At 55.1% G+C, this 12,498-nt stretch carries 11 protein-coding genes and 2 pseudogenes; 7 read left to right on the top strand and 6 right to left on the bottom strand.

Going from position 1 to position 12,498, the window contains the following annotated elements:
• Positions 1 to 100 precede the first annotated feature (100 nt).
• Positions 101 to 1,042, bottom strand: a complete 942-nt coding sequence (locus ASF66_RS20880; RefSeq protein ID WP_082484738.1) for a 3-hydroxyacyl-CoA dehydrogenase family protein — start codon at positions 1,040 to 1,042, stop codon at positions 101 to 103.
• An 854-nt stretch (positions 1,043 to 1,896) separates the two neighbouring features.
• Positions 1,897 to 2,280 carry a winged helix-turn-helix transcriptional regulator gene (locus tag ASF66_RS20875; protein WP_056845222.1) on the bottom strand — a complete coding sequence of 128 codons (384 nt, stop codon included), beginning with the start codon at positions 2,278 to 2,280 and terminating at the stop codon, positions 1,897 to 1,899.
• A gap of 103 nt (positions 2,281 to 2,383) precedes the next feature.
• Here ASF66_RS20875 and ASF66_RS20870 point away from each other — a divergent pair, with 103 nt between their 5' ends.
• Both ASF66_RS20870 and ASF66_RS20865 read left to right on the top strand, forming a co-directional pair.
• Positions 2,384 to 3,502 carry an NADH:flavin oxidoreductase gene (locus tag ASF66_RS20870; protein WP_056845221.1) on the top strand — a complete coding sequence of 373 codons (1,119 nt, stop codon included), beginning with the start codon at positions 2,384 to 2,386 and terminating at the stop codon, positions 3,500 to 3,502.
• Between the two features lie 220 nt (positions 3,503 to 3,722).
• Positions 3,723 to 4,703 carry a ketopantoate reductase family protein gene (locus tag ASF66_RS20865; RefSeq protein WP_056845266.1) on the top strand — a complete coding sequence of 327 codons (981 nt, stop codon included), beginning with the start codon at positions 3,723 to 3,725 and terminating at the stop codon, positions 4,701 to 4,703.
• 355 nt (positions 4,704 to 5,058) lie between these two features.
• Here ASF66_RS20865 and ASF66_RS20860 read toward each other — a convergent pair whose 3' ends face one another.
• Positions 5,059 to 5,556, bottom strand: a complete 498-nt coding sequence (locus tag ASF66_RS20860) for a transposase (protein ID WP_269083349.1) — start codon at positions 5,554 to 5,556, stop codon at positions 5,059 to 5,061.
• On the opposite strand from ASF66_RS20860, the gene tnpB reads away from it, so the two are divergent.
• Together tnpB and ASF66_RS22275 are read left to right on the top strand one after the other, a co-directional pair.
• Entirely contained in the window at positions 5,485 to 5,673 is a 189-nt protein-coding gene (gene tnpB, locus ASF66_RS23375; protein WP_156463242.1) for an IS66 family insertion sequence element accessory protein TnpB, read from the top strand. The two genes, ASF66_RS20860 and tnpB, sit on opposite strands and share 72 nt — an antisense overlap.
• A gap of 92 nt (positions 5,674 to 5,765) precedes the next feature.
• Positions 5,766 to 5,988: pseudogene (locus ASF66_RS22275) on the top strand (IS66 family transposase); the annotation flags it as partial.
• A 247-nt stretch (positions 5,989 to 6,235) separates the two neighbouring features.
• Here ASF66_RS22275 and ASF66_RS20855 read toward each other — a convergent pair.
• Positions 6,236 to 6,949 (bottom strand): SDR family oxidoreductase, encoded by a 714-nt coding sequence (locus ASF66_RS20855; protein ID WP_236707140.1) that lies wholly within the window; start codon positions 6,947 to 6,949, stop codon positions 6,236 to 6,238.
• Positions 6,950 to 7,105: 156 nt separating this feature from the next.
• Positions 7,106 to 7,957 (bottom strand): LysR family transcriptional regulator, encoded by an 852-nt coding sequence (locus tag ASF66_RS20850; protein WP_056845265.1) that lies wholly within the window; start codon positions 7,955 to 7,957, stop codon positions 7,106 to 7,108.
• A 192-nt stretch (positions 7,958 to 8,149) separates the two neighbouring features.
• On the opposite strand from ASF66_RS20850, the pseudogene ASF66_RS22755 reads away from it, so the two are divergent.
• Positions 8,150 to 9,117 (top strand): annotated as a pseudogene (locus tag ASF66_RS22755) (IS3 family transposase); the annotation flags it as partial.
• A gap of 866 nt (positions 9,118 to 9,983) precedes the next feature.
• Here the strand turns inward: ASF66_RS22755 and ASF66_RS20840 are convergent.
• Positions 9,984 to 11,072, bottom strand: a complete 1,089-nt coding sequence (locus tag ASF66_RS20840) for a DNA-binding protein (protein ID WP_082484735.1) — start codon at positions 11,070 to 11,072, stop codon at positions 9,984 to 9,986.
• Here ASF66_RS20840 and ASF66_RS20835 point away from each other — a divergent pair.
• Both ASF66_RS20835 and ASF66_RS20830 read left to right on the top strand, forming a co-directional pair.
• On the top strand, positions 10,980 to 11,636 hold the full coding sequence (locus tag ASF66_RS20835; protein ID WP_236707138.1) for a tyrosine-type recombinase/integrase: 657 nt from the start codon (positions 10,980 to 10,982) through the stop codon (positions 11,634 to 11,636). The genes ASF66_RS20840 and ASF66_RS20835 overlap by 93 nt on opposite strands.
• Before the next feature lie 232 nt (positions 11,637 to 11,868).
• Positions 11,869 to 12,315, top strand: a complete 447-nt coding sequence (locus tag ASF66_RS20830) for a response regulator (protein WP_056845216.1) — start codon at positions 11,869 to 11,871, stop codon at positions 12,313 to 12,315.
• Positions 12,316 to 12,498: the final 183 nt, after the last annotated feature.

Raw genomic sequence — 12,498 nt, 5'->3', positions numbered from 1 at the left:
TTGTTGTTTTTATGAATTCAGCCTTAGGCCGTTGGTGTCGCGCGCGGTATGCAATCGGTAGCGAATATTTGTTTAGGAACCATGCTCTTGCACAGTCGATTCAGGGTTTGAGCGCAAACCGTAACTGGTGCCCGCGCCGACTCAGCAACCGTTCGTTGCGCGCCTCATCCCAGCGATAGAATCCTTGACCGCTTCGCAGGCCGGTATGGCTCGCCGCCACTTTTTCCTTAAGCAGTTCAATGACGTCGGTACCTTGTGCCAATTGCGGCATCAAGTGAGTAGATATGTCTACGAAGGTATCCAGCCCGGCCATATCGGCGGCCTCTAGCGGGCCAACCATGCCGTAACGGCGGCCCAGTGAAGCCCGCATGACCCGGTCCACTGTGTCCGCATCGGCGATACCACTCTGGACGATATGCAGCGCCTCCCTCAGCAGGGCAAATTGGAGACGATTTCCAATAAAGCCGGGCGCCGCTTTCTCAAGTACGACGGCTTCCAGATCCATAGCCTCGAGCATCGCACGCACTTTTTCGACAAGGTGCGCATCGGTGGCTGTACCGGGCACCAACTCCACTAGTGGAATAAAATGCGGAGGGTTCCAGAAGTGCGCAATGAACAGGCGCGCGGGATATTTCAGCCCCTCTGCTAGGCTGTCGGGTGGCAAGCCACTGGTGTTGCTGGCGAACACGCAGTCGGGTCTGACAATGCCTTCCAGCTCCCGATAAAGGGACTGTTTTAGCGGTAGACGCTCTGGCACCGCCTCGATGAGCAGATCCAAATCTGCCAATTCAGTCAGCGTGCTGACGGGTATCAGGCGCGACAAGGTCACGTCCCGGTCAGCTTCGTCGAACTGGTCGGCAGCAGCCAATTCGTTGAGGATGGCGCTGGCTACCGCCGGAATCTCCGCCAATCGCTCAGGTTGCGGGTCGTATAGCCTAACCTCGCACCCGTGACGTGCCAGGTGCAGCGCGATTCCAACCCCCATGAGGCCGGCTCCAAGAATTGCAGTAGACGCGAAGGCGGTTTTGGTGGACGTGTCCATATTATTGCTCCGGGTTTACGCGCCAATGTTAGCGCTACTTTCTGACTGCCAATGATGATCAGCGTGGACAGCCCTTCTGCGCATCACCATGGTTTTTCTGCGGGTAGACAGTACTCGGTAGCCTGATGCCCTGGCGACGCACTCCAGTTCCTTCGCAAGGGGCACCAATTTCGGAAGAGACAATTCCACCTTGATTCCTATCAGTTCAGGATCGGCCAGCGGATAGCAGGCCACTCGTTTTCGTCAATGCAGCGAGGCAAAATCGTCCGAATCCGGCGGTCTTTCAGAAAAGCACTAGCCAAAAAGATGAACGCCATATTTATTGGAAAATATTGTGAGCATCGCGGGTGTATTTGATGTTGATTTCGGCGATGAATTTTTTAGCGTTACCGAAGAACCGAGATCTTCGTCGAGCGCGACCATTTTGAAGCCCTCCCATGGCTTTTGACTAGCCACTGACGCGCTCATCCAAACCAATTATTTTCTTGCTACGCCCCTTATCTCTTGGGCCGCTAGGCGATAAAGGCCTCAGTATGGGCTTGACAGATTGATCTGTTAATTTTGTTTTCCTTATAGATTGATTTGTGAAACTAATGAATGCCTCCAACAGTTGTAGCATGCATTTGGCGTAATTTCAGACATTTCCAGGGGCCGCAAATCATTCAATCTCGGAAAAGCGTTGATTAGATCAGATGTTCGCAATGAGTGATCAAGAGGGATCAGCGTTGTCAGCTTTTACGAGGTATACGCTTTAGCTCTAGGCACTCATTTAGTGGTAGTAGGGTTAGGGATACCGCAGCTAATCCGAAGGATTTATGCGTCACAGACGGGCAGTGGCGGCGAGTGACTAAAAATCACTCCGCCTGGTTGACTTGTGTGGCCTCGTCAAACTTCAACCGGGCAGCTTCAACAGCAGGCAATTTATCAAGTGTCCATTTATGCAATTCACGAAATGGCTGCTGAAGTGTGCGTCCAAGGTGGGTGATCTCATATTGGACTGCAACGGGCGAAAACGAGATGATGTGGCGCGAGACCAGGCCATTTCGTTCCAGTCGCCGCAGGCACTGTGTGAGTGCCTTCTGGGTGACGCCCTCGAGGCGGCGTTTGATAGCGTTAAAGCGATGTGGCCCGTCATCGAGCACTGCCAGAACCATCATTGACCACTTATCAGCAATCTGGTCGAACAGCGCTCGACTTGGGCAGTCCGACGAAAAGCATTGTGGCTTTAATTCCAACATCGAAGTTTCCTCATGTATACCTAAGCGACTCTAGGTGCCTAATTGACCTTCAGGTCTATAAAATATACTTATGTGGCTTCCTAAAGCAAATGGAGTCCACCCCATGTCAAAACTTGATACCAGCGTTTTATTTCGTCCTCTTTCCATCCGGTCGCTTGAGTTGAAAAATCGGATTGTCATGGCTCCGATGACGAGGCAATTTTCGCCTGACGGCATTCCTGGCGAAGGGAGTGCGGCCTATTACCGGCGCAGGGCCGAGGGTCGAGTCGGGTTGATTTTGTCAGAAGGAACCGTCGTTGATCGGCCCGCCTCACGCAATGGTTCCGGCATTCCTTTTTTTCACGGTGAGGCAGCGCTAGCTGGATGGAAGAATGTGATCGATTCTGTTCACCGTGCGGGTGGCCGGATGGGGCCGCAACTCTGGCACACCGGTGCGGTGCGTGACGTCAGCGGCTGGGAGCCTGATGCGCCGGTTGAAAGCCCATCGGGCCTCGATTCGCCGAACGACCCGCGAGGTGTGGCCATGAGCGAAGAGGATATTGCAGATGCAGTTGCTGCGTTCGCCAAGGGCGCGGCGGATGCCAAACGCCTGGGTTTCGACACCGTCGAGATTCATGGGGCTCATGGTTATTTGATCGATCAGTTTTTCTGGGCTGGTACCAACCAGCGCACCGATCGTTACGGCGGACTGACAATTAAGGAGCGCTCGCGCTTTGCTGCTGAGGTCGTGTCCGCAGTTCGTCATGTGGTCGGACCTGAATTTCCAATCATCATGCGCGTCAGCCAATGGAAGCAGCAGGACTTTAGTGTGCGCCTCGCTGATACTCCTGCACTGATGGAAGACTGGCTTCTACCGCTGGTTGAGGCGGGTGTTGATATTCTGCATTGCTCGCAGCGACGCTTCTGGGAACCTGAATTTCCCGAAGTTGACGGTGAGAACGGGCTCAACTGCGCGGGATGGGCAAAGAAGGTCACTGGGGCTACAACGATTAGTGTCGGATCAGTCGGGCTGGATAATGATGTTACTCACGCATTCGCCGGCCAAGGCTCATCTCCTGCGAGCCTGGAGCGCCTCGTCGAGCGAATTGAACGCGAAGAGTTTGATCTGATCGCAGTAGGACGTGTCTTGCTGACCGACAAGGATTGGGTCGCCAAAGTGGAAAAAGGTGATTACGCAGACCTCAAGGGCTTCAATCCGGCATCGTTAGCTGAATTGGTTTGACTTGGATTGCGGCGTAGAAAGTGTGTGCCACACAGGCTTAAGTCTTCAAGGAAGCAGAGCTCTGTAATGGTGCTGCAAACGACGTCAGCAGTTATGAAATTGTTGTAATACTGGCCAATCATGTTGGCCAGCCTGCCTGCATTGATGCAGGATTAAGTTCGGTCGTTTGGCCGAATTCCAGAATTCGATTTTTCAGGAATTTCGTCCCCTGAGGTATGCCATGCGTGTCGCTGTCGTTGGTGCTGGAGCAATCGGTGGTTTCCTGGCGTGCAAACTGTTTGCCGCTGGCCACGATGTCAGCGTGGTTGCGCGTGGGGCAACGCTTGAAGCGATTCGTGAAAATGGCTTGAAGCTGTACACGGGCGATGATCTTTTGACTGCTCGTCTGCGGGCTACATCCGCCCCCGAAGAGCTTGGCACTCAAGACATAGTGATATTTGCCGTCAAGGCGCCATCGCTGCCAATGGCTGTGGCAAATGCCGAGGCGCTGATTGGCCCGCAGACGTGCGTCATCCCTGCACTGAACGGCTTGCCTTGGTGGTATTTCCTTAAAACGGCGCAGGCGCTGTCGGGTTTGCGTCTGGAGGCTGTCGACCCAAGTGGCGTAATAGAAAAAGCCATTCCTGTTGAAACCGTCATCGGCTGTGTTGTGTTCCCGTCCTGCACAGTGCTGAGTCCGGCGGTGATTAAACACATGTCCGGGAGCAGAATCGTTTTTGGCGAGCCAGGGGGTGGTTATAGCGAACGGACCGAAACCATCGCCAGGATTTTTTGTGATGCCGGTTTTGATGCCCATGCCCACGAAAATGTACGCGAAGAGATATGGCTGAAACTCTTGGGAAACGCGTGCTACAACCCTGTCAGCCTGCTGGTCGGCGCTGCGACCGATGAGCTGATTGATGACCCGTTTCTCCATGCGTTGTTCATCAATATAATGGACGAATTGCTTGGTCTAGGACGGCGGCTGGGGCTTGCACCGGCGATTGATCCTGAGCAAAGGATTGCAATCACCCGCAAACTCGGCAAGGTGAAAACCTCCATGTTGCAAGACATCGAAGGGAACAAACCCGTCGAAATCCAAGCCATCTTGGGAGCGCTGGTGTCGGTGGCCGATCGGGTAGGGTCTCCACTGCCTCACACGCGTACTGTATACGCCTTGGCTCGTATGCGGGCGGCCACCCTGAGCCTTCTCCCTAGCTGAGTGCCTTATAAAGCAGTGTATCTCCTGACTCGCACAGCGTCGGTGGCCAGTCTCTAGGGAACTGAGGAATGGGGAGTCGGGCGGATGGCCGGTAGCGCAACGCGGGTGTGCCACTCATAAGTGTCCTTGGCTGGCCATGCACTGGATCGCTGTGTACTTCTTGTCTCAGAAGTGCAGCAACGCATCGGGCTTCCACTTACATATCTCAGGCTGATGTGGCTTGTGAACCGATGGTACGCCGATAGTATTTTCGCCAGGCTTATAACCGTCAGCTTGGGCCATCATGGGGTAGTTTTCGGATCGTGTCCCTGGAAGTGGTGTAACTCATCACGACTCTGGCCACTGAGTTTGCCGTTTAGTTGATCACGGCCGACAGCTTGGCCTGCGGATTATCGCTGACCGCCTCGAAGGCCTCCAGCTGCATATAACGCCTTTGCAGGCACCATTCGTCGTTCTGCTCCAGAAGCATCGCGCCGACCAGCCTGGTAATCGCCGGATTGTTAGGAAAGATACCCACGACATCGGTGCGGCGTTTGATTTCCGCGTTCAGTCGCTCAAGCGGGTTGGTGCTGTGTAGCTGCTGACGGTGGGCTTTGGGGAAGGCCATGTGAGCCAGCACTTCATCCTCGCAGCCGTCCATCAGTACGGCGATCTTTGAGTGCTTTTCTCGCAGTTGTCCGGCCACCAGACGCCACTGTTGATGGCATTCAGCGCGGCTGTCCTGAGCGAAGACTGTGCGCAGTAACGCCACCACCATGCTGCGCTGGCCCTTGCCAATCGGATGAAAGTTCTGGTGCATGACGGCGTGGGTATCTGGCTGGCGGCGCGACGAATGAATCAAAGCAAGTTTCACTGGCCCGGCATTCGGCACGGCTCGGAAGTCGAACTCGACAGCGAGCGACTTCAGACTTTAGTACTGGGTTTGCCATGGCAACGGGTCGGTGCTCGCGGCTTGATCACAGTGCTGTAACGCCTGCCACTAGCCCATCGGTTTATCGCTGCTGATTTCAGGCTCTGGCACAATCAGCGGCATGACCTCCTTGCCCAATCTCGATCAAATGACACCGAAACAGCTATCGACAGGAAAAGATCTTCGGCCGTGCCGGCTGGCTGTCCGCGCTCGACATTGGCGCAGTGGGTGGGCCAAACCGGCGTGCAGCTTCAGCCGCTGGTCTACGCGCTGCGAGAAACAGTGCTGGCCCAACGCGTCTTCCACGCCGATGAAACGCCGGTACAAATGCTGACGCCAGGAGAGAAGAAAACCCATCGCGCTTAAGTCTGGGCCTAAGGCAGCACGCGCTTCTCGGCACTCAAGTCTGTGGCCTACGACTTCAGCCCTATTTGAAGGACGTCCTCGTGCGGCTGCCAAGGCAGCGGCGAGTCATAACACCGAACTTCTGCCGTATAACTGGGCGCTCTCCGCCCCAACCGAGACAGGCTATACATTGATTGATGCAAACCTGGCGAAGAATAAGAATATTCATGGGCAAGTTCGCAATTTGTATCCAATGAACAAGCGGTGCTAGCAAGTGTTATTCCATTGCGGTAGGGCGAAGCAAAATCTCATTGATGTCAACGGAAGAAGGCTGGGAAATTGTGAATGCAATAGCCTGTGCAATAGACAAGGGAGGGATAGCCATCTCGCTGTGAAGGTCACGAACATGCTTGGCCGCAGTTTCATCCGTCATGCTGCTTGGTAAGTCGGTATCAACTGGGCCAGGAGAGATGATCGTGCTGCGAATGTTGTAGGGCGTCATCTCCATCCGCAGACCTTCAGCAATTGCCCTAACACCAAATTTGGTAGCTGAATAGACCGCGCTATTTGGCCTCACACGGTGCCCTGACAGGGACGACACATTGATGACATGCCCGCTTTTTTGCTTTTGCATCACGGGTATGACAGCCGCAATTCCGTAGAGCGAGCCTTTCAGGTTGACGTCGATCATTCGCTCCCAGTCTTCGACCTTCCGTTGGTCAAGCCTGGAATTAGGCATAATTCCCGCATTGTTGATCATGACATCGACCCGGCCGTATGCCTTGATCGCGGTCTCCACTAGCGCTTCGACCTCTTCCCTTTTTGCTACATCCATCTGCACGACTTGCACTTTTCCCCCGGTAGCCCGCAGTTCGAGCGCGAGCGCTTCGAGCTTTTCCAGGCGCCGAGCCCCGAGGACAACCGATGCGCCTTCAGCGCTAAGAAGGCGAGCGGTGGCTTCTCCGATACCACCACTTGCGCCAGTGATCACCACAACTTTTCCGCTGATATTCTCGTACCTTGCTTATGCCTCGTCTGATTGACCTTGGATGCAGTTCGACTGAATGTCGGAGTGCATTTAGGTAAGAATAGTGATCAACGACCGTTTGCATAACTGCGGATATCTGCATCTGAATCGTGCAAAAATTCACATGCGGTAAGTCGGCTGAATGCACTCTGTTAAGAAGTCTAGTACTGCTCTGATACGTCGAGTGTGCTTTACATCTTCGTGGACGCTCAGCCAAATATCTTGCGTCAACGCCGGGCCGTCTGGGCTTAGCGCCACCAGACTGTATTCCTTGGCCAGGTAATCGGGTAGCAGAGCAACACCGGCATGGCCCGCCGCTGCAATGGCCTGGATACGTAGGTCGTTGCTGAAAAAAACTGGGGAGCGGCCGTTGGCTTGTGTTTTCAGCCAACCTTGCTGCGGCGTGTCTTCTACAGATTCGTCAAAAGCAATAAACGTATGCTCGCGCGCGTTAACAAGGTAAACGGCGCTTGCATACAAGGCAAAGCGGAGCTGGCCTAGCCGCTTAGTAACTGACGTTTGCTCGTTGGGACGTGTAAGCGTGATCGATATATCAGCCTCCCGACGCGATAAGGATTTCAGCTCCTTCGTCGCCAGCAAACGTAGACGAAGTTTGGGGAATGTTTGATACAGCTTACCTACATGCGGAGCGATCAGGGTGCCCACGAAGGCTGGTGGTGCGGTGACGATTACCTCACCTTCTATGGTGTCCTGCTCGGCCCCGGCGAATCGCTCAATCGCGAAGGCTGATTCGCTGATCTGTACAGCCAGCTTTACCACGCGATGGCCGTTTTCGGTGAGCACATATGCACGTTGTCTACGATCCACGAGCTTGAGTTTTAAAGATTTCTCCAAGGAAGAAATCCGCCGAGCAACCGTCGCATGATCCACGCTTAGCAGCCTGGCTGCCGCTGCGAGCGAGCCTGCGCCAGCAAAGGCGCAGAAGTAACGAAGATCTTCCCAATCGAACATAGTGGCCTCTATAAAACGGAGCTTGAGAATACTGATCGTCCCAGCCCGGAAGCTAGACCTGCCTACCGTCACTCGCGCACGATAATTCGAGCATCCTAGCTTACACATCCTGATGACCTAGATTTGGATGTAGTGGTCTAATGAAGCCGGACACCCAATTAGGCGAGAATGCTCGCCATAGGGAGGTGTCCGATGACCAAGCAACGACGTACCTTTACCCCAAATTCAAACGTGAGGCCGCCAGCCTGATGCTCGACCAGGGCTAAAGCCATATTGAGGTAACCCGGTCGCTCGGGTTGGTTGAATCAGCATTGCGTCGGTGGGTCAGCCAGCTCCAGCAGGAGCGTAGCGGTGTCACCCCGACCAGCAAGGCGTTAACACCTGAGCAGCAAAAAAACCAAGAATTGGAAGCCCAAATCAGTCCTCTGGAACGGGAAAAGTCGATCCTAAAAAAAAGCTACCGCGCTCTTGATGGCCGAGGAACACGAGTGCTCGCTTTAGTCGAGCAGCTTCGCTGCGAGGAGCCGGTTGAATCTGTTGTGCTCGGTATTTGAAGTCACCCGATCTTGCTACTCCGCGTACTGTCGAAAACGCCGATCCCATGATGCCGAACGGGTGATTTTGCGCAGCCGGGTGAAAGAACTGTTTACCCAAAGCCGAAGCGCTGCGTGCGACGCCATGCAAATCGGGTGATTCAAGGTACGTAAGTTGATGCGCGAGATGAACCTGATTAGCAAATAACCGGGCTCCATGCCTACAAAAAGGCCACCGTGTAGCGACCTGATATCCCGAACGTACTTGATCGAGAGTTCAGTGTGGCATCCCCCAACAAGGTCTGGTGCGGTGACAGTACGTACGTCTGTGCAGAAGGCCGATGGCACTATCTGGCGGCCGTCATCGATCTCTATGCGCGCCGGGTCGTAGGCTGAGCGTTCTCCACCAAGCCTGACGCTGACTTGGTGATCAAGGAATTGGATATGGCCTATGAGCAGTGTGGCTGGCCTCAAAATATGCTGTTTCACAGCGATCAGGGTAGCCAATACGGCAGCCGGAGTTTCTGCCAGAGACTGTGGCGATACCATTTCATACAGAGCATGAGCCAGCGCGGCAACTGCCACGATAAGGCGCCGATGGAGCGGCTATTGCGATCTGCTAAGTCGCGAGGTAGCTTCCATTGCCGTCCCAGCCCCTAATTCAGTGCGATTCTACCCTAACCTTACGATCACCTGAGCTGGTGTTAGGGGGTGCATTTCTTTCGCTTATATACTTCGCCATATAGACGGCCGAAACCATCCCACGCCCCGGCTTGGCTTCGGTCCGAGGTCGCGGTACTGCACCGAAGCGGCAGCGTAGCACCTGCTCGTCGACAACCGTCCCGCCAGCCAAACAATCGCTTAGGGGCTGAGGCTGCGCTCGTGTTTCAGGCACATCAACTCGCACCGAAGAGGTTGGCAACTTTGGCATAAATGCCGGGGCAGCACGAACAGCCAAGGCTGGTAGCTTGGCTATGGTCTGTACCAGCTTGAAGTAGGTAGTCACCTCACTCGAGTTCAGCCATAGCGCGGCCACGGGTACCATCAACCAGACCTAAATCGCGGGATTGCTCCGCTTTGCTCGTGGCCGCAGCGAGGAGAAAGAGCCCTGTGCCGTGATTAATGATTCCCGATAATCCTCTGTCGATTTTCTGTGCCGATTACGCAGTGGCATGGCAATCCCCTCTCCTGGTCCAGCATGCGCAGGCCGATCCGACGTCTATTTGACTTGTATAGGAAGCCGACGCTACGGCGCTCGATGATTACGAGGGTCCCTACAGACGTATCGGCCAAAGGCTGCCTCAACGTAATGTCGGTCTTACTGGAGGGAGTGAGAACGACGAGCACTCGTCGCGGCTGCAACGCAGTGCGCTTCGGTGGTGACCACTTATTACATCGACGTCTGCAGGGCACGGCCTCGAGCGGCCTAAGCCTGCCTGCTGTTTACGAACTGGAAGCCTAATTATTACGAGTAGCTTGATTGTCAAAAGGCGTCATTCACCGCCGCGATCATCATGGTGTCCATGTCCCTCACCTCTGAGCTTTTCATAACGCGCTTCTAAGCGGTCGTGGGCTTTTTGTAGCTGTTGAAGCTGAGCTCTAGCACTGTCAGCTTGGGCACGCAGCCCAGCGCTCTCTTCCTTGGCCTGTGAGCGTTGTACGCGCAGCTGGTCCACCAGATCGCGGCTGTGGGCCAGCTCCCTGGTCAGTCGCTCGGCTTCCTGCTTGGCTGCATCGCGCACCCGGCTGGTTTCCATCATCAGATGATTGGAGGTGCTTTCAAAGATATCCGCCTGCCGGCTGACTTCTGTCCGCAGTGCCGCGTTCTCCTCCTGGTGCACCGCCTGCAGCCGGCTGAGCTCGGCAGCATGCGTGGCCGCAAAGCGCCCCTGCTCCTCCTGATGCCCTGCCTGCAGCCGGTTGAGCTCTTCAGCCTGCCGCTGTTGTTGCTGGTGATGCTCCGCCGTCAGCTCTTGTAATTCATCCCACAGCTCTGCGCTGGTCGCTTCCTCTTTGTCCAGCTTGCGCGTCAACCGCTCTACCTGCTCAGTGAGCAATGCAATCTGCCGCTCCTGGTCGGCAAAGCGTCCCCTCGCCTGCTCCGCCTCTTCTTGCGTAACCGCTGCGCGCGCATTGGCCTGATCCGCCTGCTGCACCGCATGGGCCCGCTCGATCGCAAAGGCTCTTGTCGCTTCATTCAACGCCACCTCCCACACCGAATCCAGCACCTGGCACACCGCCTCCGGAATCCCCGGCCTCCTCAACCGTGCACTGAGCAAAGGCCCGGTACGCGCCCAAAACTGCCGCACCTCATCACTCACCACATTCGGCGAAGCAGTTACCCCATGCTCCTCGAGGATCCGCGCGCGGATGGTGGCCACCGACACCTCGGCGCCGGCATCGAGCAGCTGTGCGGCGTAGTGCTTGACCAGGTCGCGGGTTTTGGGGAGTCCCGTGGAGGTACTGTTCCCGAGGCGCCGGTGGACCCCATGATCCAGAGGCTGTTGCCGGTGGAAGGTATTGCGTTGGCCTTTGAAGCTATCGCTCTTACCAAGAGCCCGCTCAAGCGCGCGCGTGACCACTTCATGTTCAGCCTGTTTTACCTGACGGGGTTGCGGACCTTCGAAGCCACGGCCGTGGACATGAGCACACTGCGCCGGTCCCTGAGTGGTCAGCGCTGGTTGATGGTGCACAGTAAACGCAACAAGCGGCGCGAGGTGCCGATTGCTGAGGCACTGTATGAGGAGCTACGCCGGTACCGGGTAGCGTTTGGCCTGTCTGAAGAGGTGATGCCTGGAGAAGAAACCCCACTGCTGATGGCCGCCAATGCCAAGCGCAAGCGGGCAAGTAACAGCACAGTGCTCAAGGCGATGATCGACATCATGGGGCGTGCGGCGTTGTTGGCCCAGGCTCAGCAGCAGCCCGAGCTGGCTCAGCGCTTGAGCGAAGCCACAACGCATTGGCTGCGGCACTCATGCTTCAGCCACTTAGCGCAGGCCACAGGCGACCTAGTAATGGTGCGCTCGTTAGCCGGTCATGCACGGCTAGATACTACAAGCCGTTACCTACACGCCGAGGCCGGCTTGTTGCATGATCAAGTTAGTAAAAGCCTGACGACCCCATCGAGCTTAGCCAAAAAAACATAACTCTTTGTATTAAAATAAAAATAAACACAAAGATAGCGTATTTTATCAGCAGTAAAATTTTGGGTTAGTCAATCACTAAGCTGAGGGTGAAAGGCTGACGCATAGATCTGATGGTTTCTATGTCATTTTAACTAACATGCGGGCAACTCATGTACTCTGCCCACCCGTCTCCCTGCCGGAACATCATTCCCCTGGTGTCTCTCCATACGAGAGGCAAGACAAGGAGAGGCTTATGGTCCCGCATATTTTACTGGTTGAAGACGATAAAACCCTGAGATATTTGATCGCCGACGCATTGTCGTTGATGGATGCCAGGGTGACTGAATGTGCAACCGCCGATGATGCTCTTGTAGTGTTGCTAGGCATGAAGACTGGCGTAGCCATCGATCTGCTGCTTACCGACATCCGCATGCCGGGTGAGCTTGACGGCTATGATCTGGCCAAAGCTGTCTGGGCAAAATGGCCCCTTATTCCTGTTATCCTGATGTCAGGCAACCGCTTGGTGAGTACGGAGCTGCTGCCCCCTCACTCCTCCTTCATGGCGAAGCCCTGGACCTTGGATCAGCTATTTGAGGCGGTGGAGAGACATCTGGGAAAGCGGGATCCTAAGATAAAGACAACGACTCCGTTAGAGCACGTTCCGCAGAGCCTTGATGCATTATTGATCAAGGCTATGTAGAACGCGCATCACGCAAGTGTTTTCGCCGAAGCAGAGCCTGAAAAGGCCCGAAACTATCGGCGACCCCGGAGACGTAACCTTTGCTATCTCGTACTACGTGCTCCACAATCCCCGCGCTATCGTCGTGTTTCAAAGCATTCATTTTGTGCTCCCCGGTCATGATGCACGTAGCAAAGATACAGG

The organism is Pseudomonas sp. Leaf129, from assembly GCF_001423465.1.
Classification (GTDB): Bacteria; Pseudomonadota; Gammaproteobacteria; order Pseudomonadales; family Pseudomonadaceae; genus Aquipseudomonas; species Aquipseudomonas coleopterorum.
This window is presented reverse-complemented; position numbering and strand designations above follow the sequence as displayed.